At 64.8% G+C, this 26424-nt stretch carries 32 protein-coding genes; 27 read left to right on the top strand and 5 right to left on the bottom strand.

Annotated elements, in window-relative coordinates:
* The first annotated feature begins 54 nt into the window (after positions 1–54).
* Positions 55–1053, top strand: a complete 999-nt coding sequence (locus tag OHA40_RS11580; protein WP_330233056.1) for a type IV toxin-antitoxin system AbiEi family antitoxin domain-containing protein — start codon at positions 55–57, stop codon at positions 1051–1053.
* On the opposite strand, the gene OHA40_RS11575 is transcribed toward OHA40_RS11580, so the two are convergent.
* On the bottom strand, positions 984–3032 hold the full coding sequence (locus OHA40_RS11575) for a M13 family metallopeptidase (protein WP_330233055.1): 2049 nt from the start codon (positions 3030–3032) through the stop codon (positions 984–986). The two genes, OHA40_RS11580 and OHA40_RS11575, sit on opposite strands and share 70 nt — an antisense overlap.
* A gap of 351 nt (positions 3033–3383) precedes the next feature.
* On the opposite strand from OHA40_RS11575, the gene rplN reads away from it, so the two are divergent.
* The 5 genes from rplN to OHA40_RS11550 all read left to right on the top strand — a co-directional run bounded on the left by rplN (position 3384) and on the right by OHA40_RS11550 (position 5537).
* On the top strand, positions 3384–3752 hold the full coding sequence (gene rplN, locus OHA40_RS11570; protein ID WP_033244618.1) for a 50S ribosomal protein L14: 369 nt from the start codon (positions 3384–3386) through the stop codon (positions 3750–3752).
* Position 3753: 1 nt separating this feature from the next.
* Positions 3754–4071 carry a 50S ribosomal protein L24 gene (rplX, locus tag OHA40_RS11565; protein ID WP_040864865.1) on the top strand — a complete coding sequence of 106 codons (318 nt, stop codon included), beginning with the start codon at positions 3754–3756 and terminating at the stop codon, positions 4069–4071.
* Position 4072: 1 nt separating this feature from the next.
* Positions 4073–4636, top strand: a complete 564-nt coding sequence (rplE, locus tag OHA40_RS11560) for a 50S ribosomal protein L5 (protein ID WP_330233054.1) — start codon at positions 4073–4075, stop codon at positions 4634–4636.
* A gap of 4 nt (positions 4637–4640) precedes the next feature.
* Positions 4641–4826: a type Z 30S ribosomal protein S14 gene (locus OHA40_RS11555; protein WP_014981705.1), complete on the top strand. Its 186-nt coding sequence runs from the start codon at positions 4641–4643 to the stop codon at positions 4824–4826.
* Between the two features lie 129 nt (positions 4827–4955).
* Positions 4956–5537 (top strand): Uma2 family endonuclease, encoded by a 582-nt coding sequence (locus OHA40_RS11550; protein WP_330233053.1) that lies wholly within the window; start codon positions 4956–4958, stop codon positions 5535–5537.
* Between the two features lie 272 nt (positions 5538–5809).
* On the opposite strand, the gene OHA40_RS11545 is transcribed toward OHA40_RS11550, so the two are convergent.
* Positions 5810–6451, bottom strand: a complete 642-nt coding sequence (locus OHA40_RS11545; protein WP_330233052.1) for a hypothetical protein — start codon at positions 6449–6451, stop codon at positions 5810–5812.
* Between the two features lie 788 nt (positions 6452–7239).
* Between OHA40_RS11545 and OHA40_RS11540 the strand changes: the two genes are divergently transcribed.
* From OHA40_RS11540 to OHA40_RS11510, 7 genes are all read left to right on the top strand, one after another.
* On the top strand, positions 7240–7896 hold the full coding sequence (locus tag OHA40_RS11540) for a HEAT repeat domain-containing protein (protein WP_330233051.1): 657 nt from the start codon (positions 7240–7242) through the stop codon (positions 7894–7896).
* A gap of 15 nt (positions 7897–7911) precedes the next feature.
* On the top strand, positions 7912–8919 hold the full coding sequence (locus OHA40_RS11535) for a MerR family transcriptional regulator (protein ID WP_330233050.1): 1008 nt from the start codon (positions 7912–7914) through the stop codon (positions 8917–8919).
* 502 nt (positions 8920–9421) lie between these two features.
* A complete protein-coding gene (locus tag OHA40_RS11530) occupies positions 9422–10618 on the top strand; it encodes a cytochrome P450 (RefSeq protein ID WP_330233049.1) in 1197 nt (398 codons plus the stop codon).
* Between the two features lie 225 nt (positions 10619–10843).
* Positions 10844–11098 carry a WXG100 family type VII secretion target gene (locus OHA40_RS11525; RefSeq protein ID WP_330233048.1) on the top strand — a complete coding sequence of 85 codons (255 nt, stop codon included), beginning with the start codon at positions 10844–10846 and terminating at the stop codon, positions 11096–11098.
* Between the two features lie 17 nt (positions 11099–11115).
* Positions 11116–11415: a WXG100 family type VII secretion target gene (locus OHA40_RS11520; RefSeq protein WP_330233047.1), complete on the top strand. Its 300-nt coding sequence runs from the start codon at positions 11116–11118 to the stop codon at positions 11413–11415.
* Positions 11412–12749, top strand: a complete 1338-nt coding sequence (locus tag OHA40_RS11515; RefSeq protein WP_330233046.1) for a WXG100-like domain-containing protein — start codon at positions 11412–11414, stop codon at positions 12747–12749. Before OHA40_RS11520 ends, OHA40_RS11515 begins: the two co-directional genes overlap by 4 nt.
* Positions 12746–13096, top strand: coding sequence for a hypothetical protein (locus OHA40_RS11510; protein ID WP_330233045.1), 351 nt, complete (start codon positions 12746–12748; stop codon positions 13094–13096). The genes OHA40_RS11515 and OHA40_RS11510 overlap by 4 nt, the downstream gene beginning before the upstream one ends.
* Positions 13097–13209: 113 nt before the next feature.
* On the opposite strand, the gene OHA40_RS11505 is transcribed toward OHA40_RS11510, so the two are convergent.
* Together OHA40_RS11505 and OHA40_RS11500 are read right to left on the bottom strand one after the other, a co-directional pair.
* A complete protein-coding gene (locus tag OHA40_RS11505; RefSeq protein WP_330233044.1) occupies positions 13210–13740 on the bottom strand; it encodes an NUDIX hydrolase in 531 nt (176 codons plus the stop codon).
* Positions 13737–15038: a helix-turn-helix domain-containing protein gene (locus tag OHA40_RS11500; RefSeq protein ID WP_330233043.1), complete on the bottom strand. Its 1302-nt coding sequence runs from the start codon at positions 15036–15038 to the stop codon at positions 13737–13739. The genes OHA40_RS11505 and OHA40_RS11500 overlap by 4 nt, the downstream gene beginning before the upstream one ends.
* 233 nt (positions 15039–15271) lie before the next feature.
* On the opposite strand from OHA40_RS11500, the gene OHA40_RS11495 reads away from it, so the two are divergent.
* The 6 genes from OHA40_RS11495 to OHA40_RS11470 are packed head-to-tail and all read left to right on the top strand — an operon-like array spanning position 15272 to position 20342.
* Positions 15272–15997 carry a PIG-L deacetylase family protein gene (locus OHA40_RS11495; protein WP_330233042.1) on the top strand — a complete coding sequence of 242 codons (726 nt, stop codon included), beginning with the start codon at positions 15272–15274 and terminating at the stop codon, positions 15995–15997.
* The gene (locus OHA40_RS11490; protein ID WP_330233041.1) at positions 15994–17256 is read left to right on the top strand and encodes a nucleotide sugar dehydrogenase; all 1263 of its coding nucleotides are present in this window, start codon (positions 15994–15996) and stop codon (positions 17254–17256) included. The genes OHA40_RS11495 and OHA40_RS11490 overlap by 4 nt, the downstream gene beginning before the upstream one ends.
* Positions 17257–17291: 35 nt before the next feature.
* Positions 17292–18239: an NAD-dependent epimerase/dehydratase family protein gene (locus tag OHA40_RS11485; RefSeq protein WP_330233040.1), complete on the top strand. Its 948-nt coding sequence runs from the start codon at positions 17292–17294 to the stop codon at positions 18237–18239.
* Positions 18236–18508: a MoaD/ThiS family protein gene (locus tag OHA40_RS11480; protein WP_330233039.1), complete on the top strand. Its 273-nt coding sequence runs from the start codon at positions 18236–18238 to the stop codon at positions 18506–18508. The genes OHA40_RS11485 and OHA40_RS11480 overlap by 4 nt, the downstream gene beginning before the upstream one ends.
* A gap of 20 nt (positions 18509–18528) precedes the next feature.
* Positions 18529–19380, top strand: coding sequence for a formylglycine-generating enzyme family protein (locus OHA40_RS11475; RefSeq protein ID WP_330233038.1), 852 nt, complete (start codon positions 18529–18531; stop codon positions 19378–19380).
* Between the two features lie 44 nt (positions 19381–19424).
* Positions 19425–20342, top strand: coding sequence for an NAD-dependent epimerase/dehydratase family protein (locus OHA40_RS11470; protein WP_330233037.1), 918 nt, complete (start codon positions 19425–19427; stop codon positions 20340–20342).
* Positions 20343–20753: 411 nt separating this feature from the next.
* On the opposite strand, the gene OHA40_RS11465 is transcribed toward OHA40_RS11470, so the two are convergent.
* Positions 20754–21395, bottom strand: a complete 642-nt coding sequence (locus tag OHA40_RS11465; RefSeq protein WP_330233036.1) for a Uma2 family endonuclease — start codon at positions 21393–21395, stop codon at positions 20754–20756.
* Positions 21396–21681: 286 nt separating this feature from the next.
* Between OHA40_RS11465 and rpsH the strand changes: the two genes are divergently transcribed.
* The 8 genes from rpsH (at position 21682) to OHA40_RS11425 (ending at position 26403) form a co-directional block, all read left to right on the top strand.
* Complete coding sequence (gene rpsH / locus OHA40_RS11460; protein WP_039795549.1) at positions 21682–22080, top strand: 30S ribosomal protein S8; 399 nt, start codon at positions 21682–21684, stop codon at positions 22078–22080.
* Positions 22081–22095: 15 nt separating this feature from the next.
* The gene (gene rplF, locus OHA40_RS11455) at positions 22096–22632 is read left to right on the top strand and encodes a 50S ribosomal protein L6 (RefSeq protein ID WP_330233035.1); all 537 of its coding nucleotides are present in this window, start codon (positions 22096–22098) and stop codon (positions 22630–22632) included.
* Positions 22633–22634: 2 nt separating this feature from the next.
* Positions 22635–23042 carry a 50S ribosomal protein L18 gene (rplR, locus tag OHA40_RS11450; RefSeq protein WP_330233034.1) on the top strand — a complete coding sequence of 136 codons (408 nt, stop codon included), beginning with the start codon at positions 22635–22637 and terminating at the stop codon, positions 23040–23042.
* A gap of 31 nt (positions 23043–23073) precedes the next feature.
* Positions 23074–23736: a 30S ribosomal protein S5 gene (rpsE, locus tag OHA40_RS11445; protein WP_330233033.1), complete on the top strand. Its 663-nt coding sequence runs from the start codon at positions 23074–23076 to the stop codon at positions 23734–23736.
* Complete coding sequence (gene rpmD, locus OHA40_RS11440; protein ID WP_330233032.1) at positions 23736–23915, top strand: 50S ribosomal protein L30; 180 nt, start codon at positions 23736–23738, stop codon at positions 23913–23915. The genes rpsE and rpmD overlap by 1 nt, the downstream gene beginning before the upstream one ends.
* Position 23916: 1 nt before the next feature.
* A complete protein-coding gene (rplO, locus tag OHA40_RS11435; protein ID WP_043719886.1) occupies positions 23917–24360 on the top strand; it encodes a 50S ribosomal protein L15 in 444 nt (147 codons plus the stop codon).
* 178 nt (positions 24361–24538) lie between these two features.
* Positions 24539–25861 (top strand): preprotein translocase subunit SecY, encoded by a 1323-nt coding sequence (gene secY / locus OHA40_RS11430; RefSeq protein WP_330233031.1) that lies wholly within the window; start codon positions 24539–24541, stop codon positions 25859–25861.
* Positions 25858–26403, top strand: coding sequence for an adenylate kinase (locus OHA40_RS11425; protein ID WP_330233030.1), 546 nt, complete (start codon positions 25858–25860; stop codon positions 26401–26403). Before secY ends, OHA40_RS11425 begins: the two co-directional genes overlap by 4 nt.
* The last annotated feature ends 21 nt before the right edge of the window (positions 26404–26424 follow it).

Here is a 26424-nt window from a genome sequence, read left to right as displayed (position 1 = left end):
GGAGGTGCTGGTGGGGTGCGGTGGGTGGGGCGGGAGGCGAAGCAGGCTGAATGCATGCGACCCGGTTTGGAGCAATTGCGGGACAAGCAGTTCGGCGTGTTCACCGCGCGGCAGGTGCTGTGCGAGTACACCCGTGCTGAGCTACGCGCTCGTATCGACCGCGGGGAGTGGGTGCGGGTCTTCCAGGGGGTGTACCGCGAGGCAACCACACCGCCATCACCCGAACTTCGTGTCGAGGCGGCGCGTTTGTCGATGGGACTGGTGTCACTGGCCGCCGCTTACAACACCGCCGCCGAGCTGCACGGGTTCGCGGTCCGCACAGATCAGCCGACCGATGTTCTCGGCGTTCAAGCCTCCCGCTACAACCGGCTGGTCGTGCATCGCGATCGGGTCGATCCAGCGGAATTGGGGTTGGTCCGCGGGACAGTAGTCACGAATGCCCACCGTACCGCCGCAGACCTCGCCCGCACTCTGACCCGCATGGACGCGCTTGCAACTCTGGACGCGGCGCTACGTAGTGGCATCTCGCTCGCTGTGCTCGCCGACGAAATCGGCAAGCACACCGGACGGCGCGGTCGTCGACAAGCTGCCGAGTTGATCGAGCTGGCGGATGGCCGGTCCGAGTCACCCATGGAGTCGCGCGCCCGGCTGTGCTGCATCGACGCGGGCCTACCGCCGCCCGAGCCGCAACTCGAGGTGCCGACCTCGGACGGACTCCGCCGGATCGATCTCGGATGGCGGCAATGGCGGATCGGCCTGGAATACGACAGCGCCGCATGGCATTCCGGGCACGATGCCGCGATGCGTGACAATCCGCGCCACAACTGGCTGACTACCGAAGGCTGGACCATCTACTACGCCACCGCGACCGACGTCTACCACCACCCGCACCACTTCACGGCGCCCATCCGGTGTGCGATCGAGCGCAGTGAAATGGCGGCTGCGAGGCGGGCCCGAGCCGCCATTCCACTCCGTTCGGCGGGTCAGAATGTGACGCGCTGGTCGGCGGGTAGGAAGAGTTCGTCGCCTTCCTTCACCTCGAAGGTTTTGTAGAACTCCTCCAGGTTGCGTACGACCTGGTTGCAGCGGAATTCGGCGGGGGAGTGGGTGTCACCGGCGAGTAAGCGGATGGTGAGTTCCTCCGTCTGCTTTTCCCGCCAGCTGCGGGCCCAGGACAGGAACATGGTGCGGTAGTCGGGGTTGTCGATACCGCGGCGCTTTTCGGCGATGCGGAAGGCGGCCAGGGTGATCTGCAGGCCGCGCAGGTCGGCGAGGTTCTCCCCGACGGTGAGTTCGCCGTTGACGTGCTGGTTCGGCTCGAGGCCCTCGGGGACCAGCACGTTGTACTGCTCGACCAGTTGCTTGGCCTTGGCGTCGAACGCGGCTCGGTCCTCCGGAGTCCACCAGTCACGCCGGTTGCCGTCGCCATCGTATTTGGAACCTTGGTCGTCGAAGCCGTGGCCGATTTCGTGACCGATGGTCGACCCGACCGCGCCGAAGTTGACCGCGGCCAGTGCGTCTTTGTCGAAGAACGGGGGCTGGAGGTATGCGGCCGGGAAGACGATCTGGTTGGAAGTCGCCGAGTAATAGGCGTTCACCGTCTGCGGCGACATCCCCCATTCGGCCTTGTCGACCGGGGTCCCGAGTCGCGCGAAGGCGCGCTTGACCTCGAAATCGTTGACCGCGAGCAAAGATTCGATCAGCTTGCCCCTGGTGATCTTCAGCTTGGAGTAGTCGATCCACTTGTCCGGGTACCCGATCTTGGGATCGATCTTGTCCAGTTTCGCCAGTGACGCCGTCCTGGTCGTGGGCGACATCCAGGTGGAATTGGTGAAGTTCTCCCGGTAGGCCGCGACGACGTCGGCGAGCATTTCCTTGGCGCGCTCCTTGGCATCCGGCGGAAAGTGCTCGGCCACATAGAGTTTCCCTAGCTGTTCGCCGAGCCGTTCGTCGACCATGCCGACCCCGTACTTCCAGCGTTCCGGGCGCTCGTCCTGCCCGTTGAGCACCTTGCCCTTGAAATCGAAATTCGCGTCGTTGATGGCTTTCGGCAGGTACGGCGCGAATTCCCGCAGCACATACAGCCTGAGATAGTCCCGCCACGTGGCGATGTCGACTTCGGTCCACAGCTGGCCTGCCGCCGTGATGTAGGACGGCTGGTTCACCACGATCGACGCGAACAGGTCGCGCGGGCGGTCGGTGTTCCCCGCCAGCCAGGGGTCCCAGTCGAACCCCGGGGCGAGTGCGGTCATATCAGCCCAGCTGTACAAGTTGTACGTCGCGTCGGTGTCGCGGTTTCGTACGTTGTCCCAATGCGCGGGAGCGATGCGCTGCTCCAGATCGAACACGCGCTGCGCGATACCGTCCGGATCGGCGAGCCCGGCGCCCGTCGCGATGCGCTCGAGGAAGACTCGATACTGCCCGAGCACCTCGGCGTATTCCGGCTTCCGGTAGTACTGCTCGCCGAGCCCGAGACCGGACTGTCCGACCGAAGGGATGTAGGCGTCGGAGTTCTTCCGGTCGACGCCGATGCCGAGTCCGATCAGCCCGCCGATCGGCAGCTCGGCCATCACCTTCGCCAGGTCCGCCTTGGTGGCGGCACCATCGATCTTGGCGAACAGCCCCGACAGCGGCGTCATGCCCAGCCGCTCGATCTCGTCCCAGTCGAGCCGAGCGTCGTAGAGGTCCTTGATCTGCTGGGCTTCCGAGCCGGGTTCCGGGTTCTCGATGCCCTCGATGATCTCCCGCAACTGCTGCTGGGTGCGCTCGGCGGCCTCGCTCGTCGAGCCGAAGGCGACTTTGTCCGGCGGCAGCTGGTACTCCCGCAGCCACTTCCCGTTGACGTGCCGGTACAGATCGTCCTGGGGCCGGATCGTCTCGTCCGCCCCGCTCATGTCGACACCACTGAGCGTCCTGCCCGCCGGTTCGGTGTCGTTCGAGCAGGCGACCAGCGCGGCGGCGGCCGGTACCGCCCCGAGCGCGATCAGGAAGGCACGACGGTCCAGCTTGCCTGGACGACCGGTTGATGTCACGAGAGTCCTCTCCCCGACGCGGCGTTGCCGCAGATGTACGTAAAGGCAGCCTTGCAGGACACCGAGGCTACCGGCGAGGCGCCGGTCCAGCCCGGAAACGTGGCCCGGGTGCCGTCGCCGGCCTGCCGGCACGCACCCCGATTTGGGAACGACCTGCGGATTCCCATACACTAGACCGGTTGCCTGCGGGAGCTATGCCCGCAATCCGGCAGTGAACCCCCAGTGGTTGGTTCCGCGTTATCGCTCAGATCGAGGAAACCGCTGGCAGGCGCGCGTCCGGAGGGCAACCGACCATGCCCGTCGGGTCGGTAATCCGGCGTGCTAAACGTCCAGGTCAAGGAGGACGCTGAAGTGATTCAGCAGGAGTCGCGACTGCGCGTCGCCGACAACACGGGTGCGAAGGAGATTCTCTGCATCCGCGTTCTCGGCGGTTCGTCGCGTCGCTATGCCGGTATCGGCGATGTCATCGTCGCTACCGTGAAGGACGCCATCCCCGGCGGCAACGTGAAGCGGGGTGACGTCGTCAAGGCCGTCGTCGTGCGCACCACCAAGGAGCGCCGCCGTCCGGACGGTTCCTACATCCGTTTCGACGAGAACGCGGCCGTGCTCATCAAGCCGGACAACGACCCGCGCGGCACCCGCATCTTCGGCCCGGTCGGCCGCGAGCTGCGCGACAAGAAGTTCATGAAGATCGTCTCGTTGGCCCCGGAGGTGCTCTGACATGAAGGTGCACAAGGGTGACACCGTGCTCGTCATCTCGGGCAAGGACAAGGGTGCCAAGGGCAAGGTCATCCAGGCCTACCCGAAGGAGAACCGGGTTCTCGTCGAGGGCGTGAACCGGATCAAGAAGCACGTCGCGAACTCCGCCAACCAGCGCGGCGCCTCCTCGGGCGGCATCGTGACCCAGGAAGCCCCCATCCACGTTTCGAACGTGATGGTCGTCGACTCCGACGGCAAGCCGGCCCGTATCGGCTACCGGACCGACGAGGAGAGCGGCAAGCGGGTCCGGATCTCCCGTAAGAACGGGAAGGACATCTGATATGACCACGACGGAAAAAGTGCAGCCCCGGCTGAAGCAGCGCTACCGCGAAGAGATCAAGGACGCGCTGAACAACGAGTTCAACTACGCCAACGTGATGCAGATCCCCGGCGTGGTGAAGGTCGTCGTCAACATGGGTGTCGGCGACGCCGCCCGCGACGCCAAGCTGATCAACGGCGCGGTCGAGGACCTGGCCCTGATCACCGGCCAGAAGCCGCAGATCCGCAAGGCGACCAAGTCCATCGCGCAGTTCAAGCTGCGTGAGGGCATGCCGATCGGTGCGAAGGTCACCCTGCGCGGCGACCGGATGTGGGAGTTCCTCGACCGCCTGGTCTCCATCGCGCTCCCCCGTATCCGCGACTTCCGCGGCCTGTCGCCGAAGCAGTTCGACGGCAACGGCAACTACACGTTCGGCCTCAGCGAGCAGTCGATGTTCCACGAGATCGACGTGGACAGGATCGACCGCCCGCGCGGTATGGACATCACCGTGGTGACCACCGCGACCAACAACGAAGAAGGCCGTGCCCTGCTCAAGCACCTCGGCTTCCCGTTCAAGGAGAACTGAGCACATGGCAAAGAAAGCACTGGTCAACAAGGCCAACGCCAAGCCGAAGTTCGCGGTCCGCGCCTACACCCGCTGCCAGCGGTGCGGCCGCCCGCACGCGGTCTACCGCAAGTTCGGCCTGTGCCGCGTGTGCCTGCGTGAGATGGCGCACCGGGGCGAGCTGCCGGGCGTGCACAAGAGCTCCTGGTGAGCCCGCGCTCCTCGTGAGCGTCTTCCGGCACTGAACCCCGAGCGAGGGCACGGACTCGACCGAGTCCGTGCCCTCGCTCGCATTCACGACCGTAGCTGCTCGCCACGACGGACTAGGTAGGCTTCGGTCATGACGATCCAGGCATCCGACCACTTGCCGCACGAGATGACCGAGGAGCAGTATCGCCGGCTGCCCGAGGGAGTCGCGCGCGAGATCGAGGTTGTGCACGGGCACGTGATCGTCTGCGAATCGCCGGTGCCTGAGCACAATCGCGTGGCACGCCGCTTGGCCAGCGCGATGGAGGAGTTGCCGAGCACTGAGCCGTGCATCCGAGTCGAGACCGATATAGATGTGGTGCTCTGGCGGATACCGAAGTTCACTTTTCGGAGACCGGATGTGACGGTCTATCGCTGCCTGCCTGAGCGTGGAGCGAAGCCGGAGGCTGGTGACGCCCTGATCGTCGTGGAGGTGTCTTCGCCGTCTACTGCCGCCGAAGACTTGCTGGACAAAAAGGTTCAGTACGCTCGCGCAGGTATTCCGCTCTACCTGGTTGTCGTTCTCGACACCAAGTTCGATATCGAAGAGGTTCGCGAATTCCGGCTCGACGCCCATGCCGCCGAGTATCGCCTGCACCGGCTGCACCGCGACGGGCTCGTCCGATTGGAGCATGTGGTGCTCGGCGATATCAGCTTCGCCGACTTGGTCCGCTAGTCCGGATGGGGACACGCGAATATCAGATCCGGCGCGGCCGGTACCGCCGGACAAGCTGCCTCGCAGCCATTGACCGACGGCCGAAATCTCGTCGAACAGTTGTGACGCAGCCCGAACGTGATTCCTGAGGTGAAGCGCGTGCACGAAACGGGCTGCGAGAACCACTGCCCGAGACGCGGGTGATCGGGCTGATACCAAGAAAGGCGCTGCGGCGGATCGTCTCCGCCGCAGCGCCTTTCGCGACTTCAGCTCAGCAGGTCAATCGCTGATCGTCAGGGCAGCACCTGCGGAATGACATCGGGCGCGACCGTACCCACGATCGCGCCGATCACGGCACCCAGGATGGCGGTGGTCACCACGCCGACCACGGCGCACAGCGCGTAACCGACGACGAAGATCGCCAGGGTCGGAATGCAGGTGATGAGGGCGGCGACCGCACCGACGCCCGCGCCCGCGGCCGCACCGTTCATGACCGGATCCGGGTACTGCGCCTCCGGGTTGGTCGCGATGTCCTTCAGCTCCGCGCCCGTCGCTGCCGAGACCTCAGGTGTCGTCACCGACAGCGTGCGGCCGTCTTCGGACACCTTGGCATCCAGGGCGATGGTGGTACCGGACGGCGTGGCAAGCGTGCGCGGAAGCTCGGTGACCGCCGCACCGGCCTTGTTCACGACCTTGATCGAGGTCTCGCCGAACTGGAACGTGCCGGCATCCAGCGTGGTGGAGACGGTGCTCAGGTCCGGCGCGACCGTGGCGTGGTAGCCGATGTCCGCCGACGTGCCCGACGTCGAGATCGCCTTGGCCAACTGCGCCTGCTGATCGGCGTAGTTGGTGGCCGATGCGGCTCCGGCGCCGGCGAACGTAGTCGCCACGGCCAGCGGCAGCGCACCGATGAGCGCCTTACGACCGACCCGCATTACAGCACGATGGAACATTGAATTCATTCTCCCCTCCGACCCCCGACCACCCCAACGTGGACGAATCGAACGTCGTCTCGTGTGATGTGAACGCACTATTGGTAGCGATTGCAAGATCGGCAACGCAACTATTGTGACATTGCCGACAATGCGGAACCGATTGCGCAGCAGGGTAATTCGATCCGGGCCGGGGGAAGGGCAAAACTGGAGCGAATGCAGTTGCCGACCCCGCGCGGCATCGGTCGACTGCCGTGATGCTCTCGTTTCGGCGCTGTCCAGACGCACTGCTCCCGGACGAACATGTCGATATCGTCCGGTGCGTCCTCGGTCCGCCCGGGGGCCCGGCGTTGTGCAGCAACCTCGTGCTCCAGCCGGACTTCGTGATCAGGTGAACCGCTTCGGTGGCCGCGGCCAGCTCCGAGTCGTCGCCGACCATCCCGTGCCCGCGTTGCTGCGGGCGACATTCCGCCCTGCCCTGACCGACGACCGGCACCTCATGTCAGACGCGCGAGCATTCTCGGTCGATCTCGAGCAACTCGATAACTCGGCCGCCGAGTTCCGTAGGTCCACGGTCGGTCCGGGCCGGGCAACCCAAGGCGAGTCGCGCATCCGGCGCCGGAAGGCCAGCCAGTTCAGGCCGACTGCCCCGAAGCGTTGACCTTTCCTGCGCGGGCGCAACGAGCCGATTGCCCGCTTCGGTGCGGGATCGGCGAGTCTCGGCCGTGACTCCCGGCTTGACCATGACACTGTGACAAGGATTTGAGTGGTCGTCGAAGGAGGTGGTTGTCGTGAACACAACCAACCACGGTGAGCCGGATGCTCGCCTCGTCGACGCTCTCGTCGGTGCCGATTCGTCGACTCGACTGCGGGCGGCGCTCTCGGCCGGCATGCTGGGCGATCCGCGTCTCGCGGAGATCCTCATCGCCCGGTGTGCCGTCGAACCGGACTTCTTCGTCCGGGACATGCTGACCTGGGCGTTGTGCCGGTTGCCCGCCGAGATCACGGTACCGAGGCTGCTCGAGGAGCTCGGGTCCGACACGACGCAGGCCCGCAGTCAGGCGCTGCACACCCTGTCCAAGATCGGTGACCGGAGTGCCTGGCCTGCGGTGTCGACACTGCTGCACGACGAGTACGACGAGGTCGCGCTCAGCGCGTGGCGGGCCGCCGTGGTGCTCGTTCCGCCCGGCAAGGAGGGTGAGCTCGCCGCCGATCTGGCGTCCGCGTTCGGACGCGGTGACCACCATGTGCAGCTCAGCCTGAGCCGTGCACTGGCGGCACTCGGAGAACCCGCCGCACCGGTTCTACTTGCCGCCATGGCGAGTCCCGATCCACGCGTTCGCGCACATGCCGAGGCCACCGAGCGGCTCCGCCAGGACCCAGACAGCGGGTTCACCCTCTCGTTCGAGATGGCCAAGCGCGTCGCCGTGACCGGTTCGGACGCTTAGAAGGAAGACGATGGGATGTTGATCGGTGAGGTCTCGCGGCGTTCCGGTGTCAGCACCCGCATGCTGCGTCACTATGACGCACTGGGGCTGGTGAAGCCGACGATCCGCACATCCGGCGGCTACCGTGAGTACTCCGCCGACGACATCCGTCGCCTCTTCCATGTCGAGTGCCTCAGGACCCTGGGGCTGACGCTGAACGAAGCCAAGCGGGCGCTGGACGAGCCCGACTTCGCGCCTGCCGAATTGGTGGGAGAGCTCATCCGGCACACGCGAGCGCGGATCGCCGCAGAGGAAGAACTGCTCAGGAAACTCGAGCGCGTCGACGCGGCCGCGCCGGCGCAGTGGGGAGACGTCATGGGCATCGTCACCCTGCTGCGCGAGCTCGAATCGGAGTCCGGAGGCCGCCGTCAACAAGCGGTGCTTGCGCAGAACGAGGGCGCGTCGCTGCCCGTCGATGCGCTGGTCGAGGCTGTGCTGTCGGAGGACGACCCGAATGTCGCCGGAGCGCTGCTGTGGTCGTTGGCGAGGGCAGGCGGTGCGGGGTTGACCGATCTGGCCGTGGGTCTGGATTCGGCGGTGGTCGAGGTCCGGCGCCGTGCGACTGCCGCGATAGCGGCAGTGCCCGCCGCGGAAGCGACGGTGCTGCTGAGGAGGGCTCTCAACGACAGCGACGTGACGGTGCGAGACCGTGCTGCCCTGGCTCTCGGCTCACGGCATGTCGCCGAGGCGGTGCCTGCCCTGCTCGAGATGGTCGTCGAAGGACGGTCCGATGTCGAGGCTGCCGAGGTGTTGGGGTTGCTGGCGGAAGTCGCGGCCTCTGCTGACGACATCGTCCCTGCCATGCAGGACCTGCTCGCCAATACGGCTGACGCCCCGAAGCGTTTGCGGATCACGCAGGCGCTCGCCGAGATTCCGGGCGCTGCGGCGCGGGAGGCCCTCGCCGAGCTGGCTGACGACGCCGACCGGACGATCGCGGCGACCGCGTCTGCGATCCTGCACACTCGCGACCGCCGAAAAATCTAGTTTCACAGAGACGCACGGGTTTGGCGGGGTGCTCTATCAGCTAGCGCGCGATCGTCGCGTAGGCGATCGCGGTCTTGCCGCCGAGTCCGAAGCCCCAGAAGCAGTACGACTGCCGTCATTTGATCGATCGACTGCCCGCGCTCGCGGGATGGCGTGCTGCTACGCCGGAGTCGTGATCAAAGACATCAGCGGCTCACGCAGCTTCCGGCGGGCCAGGTCGGAGGCGGCAAGGAAGCACGCCATCGACACCATCAGGCCTTCACCAACCGGGTTCGACGGGCGAAACTTCGAATCGGCTGCGGCCGATGCGGCGCGGAATAGTTCGCATGAAATACCCCTGGACAGTAGGCTTCTCGAAATGGCAGCAGTTGTTCGGCGGCCGAAAGCGGGGATGCGCGGATGATCGGGTCCCCAGAACACACCAGCATCTGGAGTTACATCCTTGGGTACGCCACAGTCCCGTACGGACACCCCGACCTGTCCGGTCGTCCACGGCTCGCCGATGGCTTCCGAAGGTCCGAGGGTGCCGCTGTACTCGTCGGAATTCGCCTCGGATCCGCACCGTGCTTACGACGAAATGCGAAGACAGTACGGCTCTTTGGCTCCGGTTGAGCTGGCGCCGGGCGTGCCGGCCACGTTGGTGGTCGGGTATGACACCGCGCTGCGGATCCTGAACGATCCCGAGCGCTTCCCTGTCGATCCGCGCACCTGGCAGCAGAACATCCCGGCCGACTGCCCCGTCCTGCCGCTTATGGAGTGGCGTCCCACCGGGAGTCGAAGCGACGGAGCGGCCCTCCTGCGCTACCGGCAGGCACTCACCATGAGTATCGACGCGGTAGATCTGTATGCCCTCGATGCCACCGTGGAGAAGATCGCCGTCCCGCTGGTCAACAACTTTTGCCAGGCCGGTGCAGCCGATCTGATCAGTCAGTACGCGTTCCCGCTTGCATTCGCGGTCATCGATTCCCTGCTCGGCTGCCCGCCGGAAATCGGACAGCGGGTCGCCGCAGGCATGGCCGCGATATTCGAGGGGGTCGATGCCGAGGACGGCAACAAGATGACCGTCGAGGCGCTGCTGGAACTGCTGGCCCTCAAACGGACCCATCCTGGCAACGACATCACCTCGCTACTGCTGCGGCATCCGGCCGAACTCGATGAACTGGAGATGATCCACCAGCTGAACGCCGTCTACGGCGCCGGGATCGAACTGCAACAGAACCTGATCGGCAACACCCTGCTGCTGATCCTCACCGACGAACGCTTCGGCGGAAGTGTCGTCGGCGGGAACCTGTCCACCCGTGACGCTCTGGACGAAGTCTTGTTCAACAACCCACCGCTGGCAAACCTCCTCACCACCTACCCCCGTCAGCCGATCCTCATCGACGACGTCTGGCTGCCCGCGCACCAGCCGATCCTCATCAGCATGGCCGGCTGCAACAACGACCCCGCGATCCGGACCGAGAATCGCATAGGCAATCGCTCGCATCTGGCGTGGGGCATCGGCCCGCACGCCTGCCCTGCGCAGTCGCTGGCCTACCTGATCGCTCAGCACGCGATCGATCAGCTTCTCGATGCGCTGCCCGAGATCCGGCTGTCCATACCGGCCGACGCAGCGGCCTGGAGGCCTGGTCCCTTCCACCGTTCTTTGGTGGCTCTGCCGGTCACCTTTCCCCCCTCTGCTCCGTTGAACGAGTACTGAGAATCTCGCAATCTCCCACGCGCGGATGGCGATCCAGGCATCAGACCGCCATTCGTGCTTTCCAGGTGATCGCTAGCTCAGCTATGCTGCAACGAGTTCGGCTACTGGCCCGAGACGGTACGCGGCTGTCGCCTGAATCATTCACTGGCAGAGGGGGACAGAGGTTTGGCGGGGGAATCGTCCTCACTCTCGGTCGAGACCGATGAAGTCAAGGCATTGGGGCGCTTGGCATTCGATGTCGCCACCCAGTGCCGTGACGGCTACTCGGCGCTGGAGACCGATGTTCGGGACATGCTGGGGAGCTGGACCGGAAACAACTCCGGCGCCTTTACGGCTGGCTGGGAGGAGTTCCACCAGGGAGCGGTGCAGGTGTGGGATGCGCTGTTCGAGTTGGCGGAGAAGCTGGGGATCACCGCCGACACCGTTCGCGGGACCGACCAAGCTTTCGCCACCGGCGTGAGCTCGTTGGACCTGCCCTGACCGAGGACAGGCACCTGATGGCAGACGCGCAAGCTTTCTCGGTCGATCTCGACAAACTCGACAACTTGGCTGCCCGAATCCGGGGTTTCGCAGGCTTGCTTGCCGATCAGCTCGCAGCGATCGACCAGAAAGCCAAGGAAGTCGACGCGGCCTCCTCCGGGGCGGTGATGGTGGCCTACCGCGAAGCGCACGACGAATGGCTGGTCGGTGCCACCGACATCAGGGAAGGACTCACGGCCTTGGAAGAGGCTGTGCGACTGGCTCATGAGGGCTACACCGGCGCTGTGGCCGAGAGCCTACGGATCCTCGGCATATGACCCTGGCCGTCGATCCGAAGGCCTATTACCAAGCGGCCACCAACTGTTTCGACGCCGCGTCGGCGCTGCGTGACAGCTTTCTCTACATCTTCGCGGAACTGTCCGGATGCGGATCGATGGCAGGCGTGGACGAGAACGGTCAAGAATGGGCGCGCTCGTACAACACGTCCGCCTACGAGGCGGTGGGATTCTTCGAGGATGTCCACTCCACGTTGTACGCATACGGCAGCGCCCTCAACGACATCGGCTTCACGCACGCCCAGGCCGACGCTTCACTGAAGGGCGCGCCACAACCGGATCGGCCAACAGATCCGGGAATGCCGGTCTTCGGACCATTCTCGGTCCCAGCCTCGGCGGGCGGCCCCGGGCAAGGACTCATCGACAGCGGCATCAATATCGTCAGCCACATAGGCATACCCGTCCCCGATGGCGACACCGGAAAACTGGCCAAGGCGGCCGACGCCTGGGACCGGCTCGGCACGATCTACCAGAACACGAACGCCCGGGACAAGATCACGATCGCGGCGGGGTTGTTCGACAGTGTGACCGCCGACGACGCGGGCTACATCCGAGACGATCTCAAATCCCTCGCGAATTCCATCGATCAACTGCTGACCGCCTGCACCCAGATCAGCCAGTCCTGCATCGCATACAAGGACGCGCTGACCGAACTCCGCGACGAGATCAAAGGCTTCCTGACGTCTCTCGCCCAAGACCTCGCCATCGACGCAGCCATCACCATCGGCCTGTCACTGATCAGCTTCGGCGCAGGTGCGGTCACCGCTGTCAAAGCTTTGGATACGGTGCGGCGGTGGGCTGGAAAGATCAAAGACGGCATCATCGCCTGGCGAGCCCGCAAGGCGCTCCAGATCGCAGGTCTCAAACAAGAGGCGAAGGATGCCGTTGTCAAGGCCAGAAAGGTGGTCAAAGATCTATTCGAACGGTTGGGCGGCAAACGTCGCGGCGATGTGAATAGCGCGCCCAAACCGCAGTCGAAGGCTATCGTTGACGAGAAGAAGTTCGACTATCTCTTCGGTAGAGCAGCAGCGGATCCCCACAATACGCCAAGGTCGGTGCAGAATCTGGATCAGCTGAATCGTGTAGGCGTGTTTGACAACCCGGCTGGAAGGGATCTGCTCAGCCGACATTTCGACGAGGTTGTCAGTACCGATAGTAATATTGCCCGCACTTTCACCAATGAGTACGGTGAATTTCAGGTGAGGGAATCGCTATTCGTTGGCCCGAACGGTATCCTGAAGTTTGAAACGACTTGGCAAGTTACGCCGGAAGGGTTGCGCATGACGACCGTAATCCCTAAAGGTAGAGGAGCGTGAAGATGGTAGAGTATGAGTTCATCGAACCAGAAGAATCGGACTTTCTGAATACTTTTGGCGCTGAGCGTATTGCAATTCCGGGATCGACTGCCTCGTTTGTGGTGAACATAGAACCTGACGATCGCAACAAATTGGAACTGTCCTACGATGTTATTGCGCGGTCTGCTCGTGTTCGATGGATTCAGGATTCAGCGGTCCTCGCTGATATCTTTCGTGAACAGGTGAATCGTATCTCCGTTGATAGCAGCGGTATTATCAGTATCTCTACTAGAGGAGACGATCTGACTGGGGAATTGACTGTGGAGGTGTATCCGATTCAAATCAGAGACGTATTCTTGGCGCGCTGAGCGCTCCATTGATGATGCTCTCTGCCTGTGGAATCTCGGCGTATGACGTCAACGCGCTGTTGACGGTATTCGTCGAGCGTTGAGTTCGTCGCCGTGTCCGCCGACCGTCTTGATCAGTCAGGACGCCCGTCGCGCAAGTACGCTGTGGCGCCTGTCGTTCGTGCGCGTACTGCTGCGTCCAGTCGCCGCCAGACGTATGGTCGCAGCACCTGCTGGGCGTGCTGGAGATCGACGAATCCGAACTCGTCCAGCTCGCCGTCGACGAGCCGCAGGTTTGATAACTGCGTCGCGGTGAGTACCCCGCCATCGAAGATCATCATCAGGCTGTCGTCCCACGGGCCGTGCGGGGAGACCCAGTCGACGCACAGCAACGGTAGATGCGCGGCGCTCAAGGTGAGTCCCAGTTCTTCTTCGAGTTCGCGTCGGACAGTGGTGTCTGGCGGCTCGTTGGCTTCCGCCATCCCACCCGGAATGTCCCAGTTGGGTTTGTAGCTGGGGTTGACCAGCAGGATACGGCCGTCGGAATCGGTCAACAGGGCGTCAGCACCGACTCGCTTGCGTGCTTGGCGTGCGTTTCCTTCGGCGAGATGCTGTTTCCACGCCTCGGGATCGCGCTGGTACAGCGGCGGTTCGGCGTGGCTCATCGGATTGTCGCTGATCGGTGCATGGAGGTCCTCTCGCCGATCACATGGCTGAGCTTGTCAGCGAATTCTCTCACCGCAGCACTGCTGCGATAGGGCTCGAGTTGGGCACCGAGCTGATGCAGTTGGCTGGTGATTACGTGCGAGTTGACGGTAGCGATGGCGTTGACCGCGTCGGTGGCCATGGCGCATGCCTCGTCGGGGTGTCCTTGCTGGATGAGGATCGAGGTAAGCGACAGTTTCGCGAATGCGTGCGCTCGGGTGCCCTCGAGTCGCAGCTCGATAATGCGGTGGAGGTGGCGTGTGGCTTCCCTGGGATTACCAAGGGTTCGCAGGCAGCGTGCGGCGTCGCTGGCCAGGGATGCGTCATCGAAGTGGCTCACCCATGGCGAGGACACCGGTGTGTCATGTGCGGACAGACCGGTGGTGGCCCGGTCGAGCATAAGGAGTGCCTCGCGGTGATGGCCGAGCGCGGCATGGGTGCGGGCCTGCAGAGCGGCTACCCGGGCGACCAACGCGGGCGGGCGACCTGCTCGCGCGAGCACCGTCTCCGCGTCAGTGGCGTGGCGACGCGCCTGTGTCGGGTCGCGGCGGCCCAAGGCCAGGTGAGTGCGGCTGGCGAGGACATGGACGTGGAGCTGGTGGTCACGCCCAATGACGGCAAGGTCGAGGGCGCGCCGGAAGTGTCGATCGGCCTGCTGGTCGAACCCGGCGTCGTGGGCCATCCAGCCCGCCATTTCGGTGAGGCCGGCCGCGGAGATGAACAGACCTCGTGTGTCGTCATTGTCGGGGCCGCCGCCGAACATCCGGGGGCCGATGTCTGTGTGGAGGTAGTTCAGCACAGCAGCGTAGAGGTGGCCGCCACCGAGCGTGCGGTCGGCGGAGCGGAACGTATGCATCGCTGCGAGGTCGTTGTCGCCGTCGGTTGTGGCCGGGACGTGCACGAGCCGAAATGGTCCGTTGCTTGGCGCGGGCGCGGCGGGCGCGGTCGGGGTGGACTGGCCGGGAAGTTGGAACCAAAGCAGGTTCGCAGGGATCGTGAGTACCTTGGCCCACTGGACTAGCTTGCCCAGGTCGGCGAGTGGGGGCCCGTTCTCGATCCGGCTCAACTGTCCTTGGGTCAGGCCAACCCAAGACGCGACCTCGGTTTGAGAGAGGGGCCGACCGTGTGCGGGATGGTTGCGGTAGGCCGCGATCACTCTGCCCATGTGGCGGGAAGCGAGCGCTGCATGGATCGCGGGCGCATCCCAGAATCCGGGCGGCACTAGGCGTGCGATCTGGTTCCTGGTCGAGCTGGCCATGGAGGACCTGCCTGGCGTTCGTCGGTGTACCTGCTGAGCTTATCGGCGCACGACGTGCGGGGCTGGGGATATGTATCGGATGCATACGGTATGCGTGACATGCCATAGCGACGTCGGCGGCAGCAGTCGAAGGTGAACACGACCCCGAAACAGATTCGGGCCCAATCCAGTTCACCGATCTGAGGAGTTTCGATGCCGCTGCGACACCCCTGCCGCGAGGACGGTGAGCAACGGTGGTGACCGACTGGGGTGGTGTGCGTGCGCTGGTGATCGCGCCGCACGCCGACGACGAAGTGATTGGCTGCGGGGGGTTGATCTCGCGGATCAAGCGCGCGGGTGGCCAGGTGCATGTGCTGTACCTGAGTGTCGACGGGCTCACCGAGTACTCGGCGGCGGGTGGCTCGTCGACCCGGCAGCGCCTCAGCGAGATCCAGCAGGTCGCCCGATTCTTGTCGCTCGACAGCTGGCATGTGGCGCGGATAGGTGAAGAGGCGACCCTGCGATTGGACACCTCCCCCCGCGCTGAGCTGGTCAGCCTGCTGGAGGGTCGCCCACCGCACCCGGTGGCGCTGCCGGTCCTGCGGCCGGACGTGGTGCTGATCCCGGAAGTCACCAGCTACAACCAGGACCATCATGCGGTCGCACGCGCAGCGTTGACCGCACTGCGACCAGGCCCGGAGACCTTCCGGCATCAGCCGGCGCTGGTGTTGGCCTATGAGGAAGTCGCCGACTTCTGGTCAGGTGCCACCGTGCCTGCCGCCGCTCGCAGCATCTTCGTCGAGCTGTCTGCAGGGGATCTTGACCGCAAGATCGCCGGATTGAGCCTGTACGCCAGCCAGTGGCGCGACCATCCCCATACTCGCTCGGAACCTGCCCTACGCGGGCTGGCCGCTGTGCGGGGCGCGCACAGCGGGTTCGCCTACGCCGAAGCCTTCCAGTGCCTGCGGTGGAGGGGATGACGGTGGCCAGGACTGTGCGGGTGGCCGTGCTCGGCTGCGGCTACGTGGGGCTCCCGGTCGCGTTGCTGGCGGTCGCGGCTGGTCACGAGGTGATCGCATTCGACACCGACCCCGATCGGATCGACCGCCTCGCCGCGGGCGACTCCTACATCAGTGACATCGCCGCTAGCGAAGTGCGCGCCGCGCTCGCATCGAACCGATTGCATCCGACACACGCCTCGGATGCATTGGGCGGCTTCGACATCGCGTTGATCACCGTGCCGACGCCGCTGCGCGACGCTCACCCGGATCTGAGTCTGGTGCAGGCAGCGGCCGCGATGATTGCGCCGCATGTGCGTCCGGGATGCGCGGTCGTGCTGGAGTCATCGACCTATCCGGGCACGACCGAGGAGATCGTGGCGCCGATCCTCGAATCGCACGGACTTCGGGTGGGCCACGACTTCTTCCTCGGTTACTCCCCAGAGCGGATCAACCCCGGCGTGGGGCTCGCGGGGCTGCGGGCTGTCCCGAAGATAGTCGCCGGAGTCGATGCGGCGGCGACGGAGGTGATCGCCGAGTTCTGGTGCGGGCTTGTGCATAAGGTCGTGCTCGCTCCGAACGTCCGTACGGCCGAGCTGTCCAAGCTGCTCGAGAACGCGTTTCGGCTGGTGAATGTGTCACTGGTGAATGAACTCGCGCGTTATGCGGGCGCGATGGGCGCCAGCGTGTGGGATGCGCTCGATTTGGCGGCGACCAAGCCCTTCGGATTCACCCGGTTCACGCCCAGCCCCGGTGCGGGCGGGCATTGCCTGCCGGTCGATACCCGTTATTTGGCATGGCGGGTTCGCGATGTCTCTGGTCGTGCCGCGGCGCTGATGGAGACCGCGCTGCGGATCAACGACACCCAGCCCGTCTACGTTGCGCAACGCATCGCGAAAGGTTTGCTCCGGCGCGGCGGGGCGCCGATCGAGGCGGCGCACATCGTGGTTGTCGGGATCACCTACAAGGCCGGTGTGCCAGATCTGCGGGAGTCGAGCGCGCTAAAGGTGATTAGCGAACTGACCGGGAAGGGGGCGCGAGTCGTCGCGGTCGATCCAGTCGCCCGCGACGTGCCGATGGTTCGTCCGCAGGTGACCCGGGAGCTAGCGGGCACCGCGGATGCGGTGGTCGTGCTGGTCGCCCACGACGGGCTGGACCTGGACGCGATCGCGTCCGCCCGCTACGTCTTTGACGCCTGCGGGCTCATGCCCACCCGCGCAGACAACATCGAACGTCTTTGACCCCAAATAGATTTCACTTCTCCTAGGAGGGAAAGTTGACCATCACCAGGCATGTTGCCGTCACCGGGGGCGGCGGATTCATCGGCTCGCACCTGTGCCGGGCCCTGCTCGATCGCGGCGACCGTGTCACCGCCATCGACAACTTCTGCACCGGGCACGAAGCCAATATCGACCCGATCCTCGATGAGTCGCAGTTCAGGCTGCAGCTCGGCGATATCTGCGACCCCGACACTTTTGCTGGCATCACCGACATCACCGACATCGTGCACCTGGCGTGCCCGGCCTCACCGAAGGCCAACGCCGCGATGCCGATCGATACCATTCGCGCCGCCACGGTGGGCACGCTGAACGTACTCGAACTAGCCCATCACGTCGGGGCGCGCTGTGTGGTCGCGTCCTCCTCCGAGGTCTACGGCGATCCGCTGGTACATCCGCAGGCCGAGGACTACCGCGGCAATTGTGATCCGGTCGGCGCACACAGCGCCTATACCGAAGGCAAGCGGGTCGCTGAGGCGGCCGCCGCGGCCTACCAGCGGATCGGAGCGAACGTAGGAATCGTGCGTCCGTTCAACGTGTACGGGCCGAACATGTGGCCTGACGACGGTCGTGTCATCGCCGCTTTTTGCTCGGCGGCGCTGCGCGGGGAAACACTGCGGTTGGAGGGCGGCGGCACGCAAACCCGATCGCTGGTATGGGTTGGCGACTTTATAGCTGGGCTGATCGCCATGCTCGACAGTGAGGAGGCCGGGCCGATCAATCTCGGCTCGACCGATGAGATCACCATTGCTGACCTCGCGCAGCTGGTGATCGACCGGGCCGGATCGGGGTCGGTGCAGATCGCACCCGGCCGTGACGAGGTGGTGGCGGTGCGGCGACCGGACATCACCCGTGCCCACACGCTGCTCGGTTGGCAGCCCCACACGTGTCTGGCCGACGGGCTCACCATTACGGTCCAGTGGATGCGGGCGGTGTTGCAGCCGTGACCGTCCGATTCGTGTTGCCCGCCAGCTGGTCCACACTCGCCAGGGCTGACCTGTCCCAGTTGTCCTGCAACGCCAGCACTGTTGAGCAGGCACTCAGGTGGCTGATCGAGAGCCACCCGATGTTCGCCGAGCGCGTTTTCACCGAAGAGGGGGCTCTCGCGCCGTGGACGATCGTGTGCCTCAACCATATACACATCCTCGACCCGAGCACTGCGATTTCCGACGGCGACCACGAACTCCAGATCATCCCGGCGCTGATGGGAGGCTGACCCCGTTGCAACATATGATCGTGATCTCGGAGGCCACCGCGGCTGTCGGATCACCGGAATCCCACCTCGATACTATCGCGGCTTGCCAGCACTACCCGCGGTCCTGGTTCGAGGACGAGACCCCACAGCACATGGTGCGGCTCGACGCTTTCGCCATCGACCGGACCCCAGTCACCAACGCCATGTTCGCGGCATTCGTCGAAGCGACCGGGCACGTAACCGCTGCCGAGCGTCGCGGCTACGGCCTGGTCTACGGCCGCGACTACTGGACTACCGTGTCGGGCATCTGCTGGAGGCACCCACACCCTCGCCTCGACGCTCCACGCGACCGGCCCAACCATCCTGTCGTGCACGTCGATCACACCGATGCCACCACCTACGCGATCTGGGCAGGCAAACGGTTGCCGAGCGAGGCCGAATGGGAGCACAGCGCTCACGGCCCGGACTGGATGGCGTGGCCGTGGGGCAACACCTGGGACCGGGCTCGTGCCGTCACTGCCGAATACTGGGCTGGCATTGAGATCCGCGATCTGGCGACGTGGAAAGCGTGGTGGCAACCCCACTACGAGTCTCACGGGCCCGCCCCCGCCACCAGCGAGGTCGGCGTACTCACCAATGGCCGTTCCCCATTCGGGGTGCTGGACATGGCAGGCAATGTCGCGGAATGGACCGCCACGCCATACCTGCTCTACGACCGGCACCGAATCTACGATCCCAACTACCGAGCTGTCGCCGATCATGGGCACTTCGTCGTGCGCGGCGGCGGCTGGAAGTCGTTTCGCTGGCAGACCCGCACTAGTGAACGCATCGCGGTAAGCCCCGAGTACTCGGCCCCTGATCTCGGTTTTCGATGCGCCCGCGACCTCAACTGATCCGCTATCCGCATCCCGAACGTCACTGGATAAGGTCTGCTGCCATGCGCGTACTCATCACCGGCGCCGCCGGGTTCATCGGGTCCCACCTCCTCGACCGGTGCCTGGAGGATGGGCACACCGTCACCGTCATCGATGACCTCTCCAGCGGTGACCGCAGCCGTGTTCCTGACACCATTGCGCTGCACGTCACCGATGTCGCCGACACCGCCGCGGTCACCGAGATCATCACCGACACTCGGCCGGAGGTGATATATCACCTCGCCGCCCAGATCAGCGTGCGGCACTCAGTCGCCGACCCCTACCACGACGCCCGCGCGAACGTGTTGGGCACCCTCAACGTCGTCTCGGCGGCCACGACCGTCGGCGCGCGGGTGATCTTGGCCTCCACTGGAGGAGCCATGTACGGCGACGGCGTGCAGATGCCGACACCGGAGTCTGTACTGCCGCAAACCCAGGCGCCGTATGGGATTTCGAAATACTGCGCCGAGCAGTACCTGACCCTTCACAACCGGCTGTATGGCGGCCGCCATATCGCGCTGCGACTGGGCAATGTGTACGGACCCCGCCAGGATCCACACGGCGAAGCGGGAGTCGTCGCGATCTTCTGCGGGCGCATCGCCCGCGGTGAGGCCCCAACGATCTTCGGCGATGGTAAGCAGACCCGCGACTATGTCTACATCTCCGATATCATCGACGCTTTCATCGGTGCTGCGGACTACAGCGGCACCGAGGCGGTGTTCAACATCGGTTCAGGGAAGGGGACGTCGGTGCTGGAGCTGCTCGAAGCGGTCAACGCCGCTGCCGGAGCCAGCATTAATCCGCAATTCGCACCGCCTCGCGACGGTGAATGGCGCCACGGCGCGCTGAACTCCAGTCTGGCTACCACTGAAATGGGATGGCGCGCAACTCTTTCTGTTGTTGACGGCATCAGCCGAACATACGGCTCGCTCAGTTCATAGTGTGGCCATTGACGACCCGGCCGTGGTGGGAGGAGCGCCGCTGACGGTGGTGATCCCGCGCAATGGCCGCGTGCCCGGGACCAACCCTTCTTTCGCATAGTGATCGCCAATGGCCTGCGCGACGCCGGATTCTTAGCGCTCGACAAGCCATGACAGCATGCCTACAGCTAATTGAGTGGGGCAGTTCGACAAGACCAGTCCCGGGTAGGGGCAGAACCTGGGTCTGGCCCAACCTCCCTGTCGGGTTCGTCGACTCCTGGGTCGAAGGCGAGCACGATGCGGCGGGGACCGAGGACCCGGATCGTGTGGTTGTCGTTCTGCGACGGTGGCGCGGCCCGAGTCGTGTTGGAGATGGCTCGCCTCCGGTCGTGCGGCGATTCCCTCGGACCAGTAGCGGCGTCCCCGAGCCCGTCAGAACTTGAGATTCGACCAAGGGATGTGGATGGGGAACGGGAAGTCGATGGCGATGGCGTCGGAATCTTTCGGCGACCACTTGCCGACCAATAGATAGTTCGACGGGTACAGCGGGCGGACGCCGGGTGGGAGCTTGCCGGGGCTGGTCTCGAGTGCGTAAGCGCGGACCAGTGCGATGGTGCTGTTACGGCGCTTCAGCGTCACTTCCCAGTACCAGGGGATGCCTGCTTTGGCGTAGCGCGCTTGCCTGGAGTACCGGTCCGGCTGGGTGTGCGGCGGAGGAAGGATCTCGCCGACCAGCAAGACGTCCTTGGCGCGGCTCTCTTGGCAGGTGGCATCCACGGGTCGGTAGGCCACGAAGTCGGGACTGGCAAAGTCGGACATTCCGGTCTCGCCGAAGAACACTTTGGTGTCAGTGTCGACGCGCCAGGTGCTTTGTAGCTGCTCATCCGCGCATCGCTGCAATGCATTGGTCAACGCGAATATCAAACCCTGGTGCGCAGCAGGCCCCCGCGATAGCTGAACAACCCGCCCGTTCCACAACTCGATCTGCTCGGCGATCTCCTCCGGCAGGTGCTCGAGTTCCTCCCAAGTCATGGCCTCAGGGAGGTCGGGTCGTTCGGTGCTTGGGCTCGACATGGTGCCATGTTATGCCGATCACAGCCTGTTTCTGCTGGTCATGAGATGCGCAAGAAGCCGGGCATCTCCGGACCCCGATTTTGTCCTGGTGACGCCCTTGCCTACACTAGAGCGGTTGCCTGGGCATCTTCATGTCCGCATGCGTGCGCTCGGGCGATACATACCTTCTCCGGTCGGCAAGTGTCGGCCGGACCATCCGAATTGTCGTAGGCCCACCGCTGCAGATGCCGATGTGCATGGCGGCGCTGTATGGGAACCGCGGCGAGAAAGGTGTCTAGGTCGAACCATGACCATGACGGATCCGATCGCAGACTTTCTGACACGTCTGCGCAACGCCAACTCGGCGTACCACGATCAGGTGAAGGCTCCGCACTCGAAGCTCAAGGCGAACATCGCCGAGATCCTCAAGCGCGAGGGCTACATCGCCGATTACCGGACCGAGGACGCACAGGTGGGCAAGACGCTCATCGTCGACCTCAAGTACGGCCCGAGCCGTGAGCGCAGCCTCGCCGGCGTGCGCCGTGTCTCCAAGCCCGGTCTGCGCGTGTACGCGAAATCCACCAACCTGCCCAAGGTGCTCGGCGGCCTCGGCGTGGCGATCATCTCCACGTCCTCCGGCCTGCTGACCGATAAGCAGGCGGCCAAGCAGGGCGTGGGCGGCGAAGTCCTCGCTTACGTCTGGTAAGGGAGGTCAGGACAAATGTCGCGTATTGGTAAGAAGCCCATCGCCATCCCAACCGGTGTCGATGTCGCCATCGACGGCCAGGACGTGTCGGTGAAGGGGCCCAAGGGCACCCTGTCGCTGACCATCGCCGAGCCGATCACCGTCGCCAAAGAGGACGGCCAGCTCCAGGTCGGCCGTCCGGACGACGAGCGCCGCAGCCGCGCGCTGCACGGCCTGACCCGCACCCTCGTGTCGAACATGATCGTCGGTGTGACCCAGGGCTACGAGAAGAAGATGGAAATCTTCGGCGTCGGTTACCGCGTCGCGCTCAAGGGCCAGAACCTCGAGTTCGCCCTCGGCTACAGCCACCCGGTGCCGATCGAGGCGCCCGAGGGCATCACCTTCGCGGTGGAATCGCCCACCAAGTTCTCCGTGTCCGGAATCGACAAGCAGAAGGTCGGCCAGATTTCGGCGGTCATCCACGGCCTGCGCAAGCCCGACCCGTACAAGGGCAAGGGCATCCGCTACGCCGGCGAGGTCGTTCGCCGCAAGGTCGGAAAGACGGGTAAGTGATCATGGCGCAAACCGAAATCCAGAAGGCCAAGCGCATCCCCGTGGGCAAGGACGTGTCGACCCAGCGCCGTCTGTCGAAGACGCGCCGTCACTTCCGCCTGCGCAAGAAGGTCGCCGGCACCACCGAGCGCCCGCGTCTGGTGGTCAACCGCTCCGCGCGGCACCTGCACGCGCAGCTGGTCGACGACTCGGTCGGCAAGACCATCGCCGCCGCCTCGACCATCGAGGCCGACGTGCGTGCGCTCGACGGCGACAAGTCGGCCAGGAGCAAGAAGGTCGGCCAGCTGCTGGCCGAGCGTGCCAAGGCCGCCGGTGTCGAGGCCGTCGTGTTCGACCGTGGTGGCCACGACTACCACGGCCGCATCGCCGCGCTGGCCGACGCCGCTCGCGAAGGTGGGTTGAAATTCTGATGATCGATAACAAGAACGGAAGGAACGTCTGATGCCGGGACGTCAGAGGCGTGACGGCGGAAGCGGACCCGCCGGACAGAATGGCAGTGCCCCCGAGGGCGGCCGCGGCGACCGTCGCGGTGGCGGCGACCGTCGTGGTGGCGGCGGCGACCGTCGCGACAGCGGCGCCGAGAAGAATCAGCTCGAGCGGGTCGTCGCGATCAACCGCGTCTCCAAGGTCGTGAAGGGTGGTCGGCGCTTCAGCTTCACCGCCCTCGTGATCGTCGGTGACGGCAACGGTCTGGTCGGCGTCGGCTACGGCAAGGCCAAGGAAGTTCCCGCGGCCATCCAGAAGGGTGTCGAAGAGGCTCGCAAGAACTTCTTCCGCGTCCCGATGATCGGCTCCACCATCACGCACCCGGTTCAGGGTGAGGCGGCGGCCGGTGTGGTCATGCTGCGCCCGGCCTCGCCGGGTACCGGTGTGATCGCCGGTGGCGCGGCTCGTGCCGTGCTGGAGTGTGCCGGTATCCACGACATTCTGGCGAAGTCGCTCGGTAGCGACAACGCCATCAACGTCGTGCACGCGACTGTTACTGCCCTCAAGCTGCTGCAGCGTCCGGAAGAGGTCGCGGCTCGCCGTGGCCTGCCGCTCGAGGACGTCGCTCCGGCCGGCATGCTGCGTGCGCGCGCTCAGGCTGCCGGAGGTGTCAAGTAATGGCAGAACTCAAGGTGACCCAGATCAAGAGTTCGATCGGCGCCAAGAAGAATCAGCGGGACAGTCTGCGGACGCTCGGTCTGCGCGGCATTCGCAAGACCGTGATCCGCGAGGACAACGCCCAGAACCGCGGGCTGATCAACGTCGTGCGCCACCTCGTGACCGTTGAGGAGGTCTGACATGACCATCAAGTTGCATCACCTGCGTCCGGCTCCCGGCGCCAAGACCGAGAAGACCCGGGTGGGTCGCGGTGAGGGCTCCAAGGGCAAGACCGCGGGCCGTGGTACCAAGGGCACCAAGGCGCGCAAGAACGTGCCTGCCGCCTTCGAGGGTGGGCAGATGCCGCTGCACATGCGGCTGCCCAAGCTCAAGGGCTTCACGAACCCGTTCCGCACGGAATACCAGGTCGTGAATGTCGGCGCCATCGCGAAGCTGTTCCCCGAGGGCGGCGAGGTCGGCAAGGCCGAGCTCGTGGCCGCCGGCGCGGTTCGGAAGAACCAGCTGGTCAAAGTCCTCGGCGACGGCGAGATCGGCGTCGCGGTCCAGGTGACCGTGGACAAGGTCACCGGCTCGGCGAAGGAGAAGATCACCGCCGCCGGTGGCACCGTCACCGAGCTGGGCTGACGGTACTCTGCAAGTAGTGGCACCGGACGAGTGAAGGCTCGTCCGGTGCCACTGTTAGAGTTCAATTGTTGTCTGCCAAGCCTCGTCATGGCTTTCGGTGTCCCTCCTGTGCCTAGCAGGGACCGGATAATCGCTGAATAGCCATGTCATGACCATGTCGTTCGCGCCAGGAGGATCAGTGCTTTCCGCCTTCGTATCGGCCTTCCGGACTCCGGACTTGCGGCGGAAGATTCTCTTCACGCTGGGGTTGGTCGCGTTGTACCGCGTAGGTGCCGCGTTGCCATCCCCCGGCGTCGACTATCAGGCGGTCCAGGAGTGCATCGACCTGGTCTCCGGTGGTGAATCCGCCGGTATCTACCAGCTGATCAACCTGTTCTCCGGTGGTGCGCTGCTGCAGCTGTCGGTCTTCGCGATCGGCATCATGCCCTACATCACCGCGAGCATCATCATCCAGCTGCTCACCGTCGTCATCCCGCGGTTCGAGGAACTGCGCAAGGAAGGCCAAGCCGGCCAGTCCAAGATGACGCAGTACACCCGATACCTGTCGATCGCGCTGGCGATCCTGCAGGCAACGGGTCTGGTCGCGCTGGCGGCCCGCGGTCAGCTGCTGCAGGGCTGTCAACAGGACATTCTGGCCGACACCAGCATCTTCGGCATGATCATCATCGTGCTCGTGATGACGGCGGGCGCGGCGCTGGTGATGTGGTTCGGCGAGCAGATCACCGAGCGCGGCATCGGCAACGGCATGTCGCTGCTGATCTTCGCCGGTATCGCCGCGCGCATCCCGACCGAGGGCAAGGCCATCCTGGACAGCCGGGGCGGCTTGGTGTTCGGCCTGGTGTGTGTCGCCGCGCTGGCGATCGTCACCGCCGTGATCTTCGTCGAGCAGGGGCAGCGCAGGATCCCGGTCCAGTACGCCAAGCGCGTGGTCGGCCGGAAGATGTACGGCGGCTCCTCGACCTACCTGCCGTTGAAGGTGAACCAGGCGGGCGTCATCCCGGTCATCTTCGCGTCGTCGCTGCTGTATCTGCCCAACTTGGTGGCGCAGCTGACCTCGTCGCAGAACAATCCGGATCCGAGCTGGTGGCAGGACATCATCCAGAAGTACCTGGTGAATCCGAGCAACCCGGTCTACATCGGGATCTACTTCGGTCTGATCGTCTTCTTCACCTACTTCTACGTCGCGATCACCTTCAACCCGGAGGAGCGCGCCGACGAGATGAAGAAGTTCGGTGGCTTCATCCCGGGCTATCGCCCCGGCAAGCCGACTGCCGACTATCTCAACTTCGTCCTGAGCCGTATCACCCTCCCCGGCTCGATCTATCTCGGTCTGGTCGCTGTGCTGCCGAACGTGTTCCTCGACATCGGCTCCGCCGGTGGCGTGCAGAACCTTCCGTTCGGCGGTACCGCGGTGCTGATCATGGTGAGCGTTGGTTTGGACACCGTGAAGCAGATCGAGAGCCAGCTGATGAATCGAAATTACGAAGGGTTCCTCAAGTGAGAGTTGTACTGCTCGGTCCGCCGGGCGCCGGCAAAGGCACCCAGGCTGTCCTGCTGTCGGAGAAGCTGGGCGTTCCGCACATCTCCACCGGGGACCTGTTCCGTGCGAATATCAGCCAGCAGACCCCACTGGGTCGCGAGGCGCAGAAGTACATGGATGCCGGCGACTTGGTGCCCAGCGACGTGACCAACCGGATGGTCGAAGCCCGGGTCAACGAGCCCGACGCCGCGAACGGTTTCGTGCTCGACGGCTACCCGCGCACGGTGGACCAGGCCGACGCGCTGGAGAAGATCCTCAAGGACATGGACACCAAGCTCGACGCGGTGCTGTGCTTCGTGGTGCCGGAGGACACGGTGGTCGGGCGGATGCTCTCCCGCGGTCGCGCCGACGACAACGAGGACGTGATCCGCAACCGGCTCCGGGTGTACCGCGAGGAGACCGAGCCCCTGCTCGAGCACTACGACGGCCTGGTCGTCTCGGTGGACGGCGTCGGCGATGTCGACGACGTCAACGCCCGCGCACTGCGTGCGCTCGGCCACTGATGCCGCTCACGATGGAGCGCT

This window comes from Nocardia sp. NBC_00508 (assembly GCF_036346875.1).
In the GTDB taxonomy this organism is placed as follows: Bacteria; Actinomycetota; Actinomycetes; order Mycobacteriales; family Mycobacteriaceae; genus Nocardia.
Note: the sequence above shows the minus strand (reverse complement) of the source record. Positions and strands in the feature narration are given on the sequence as shown.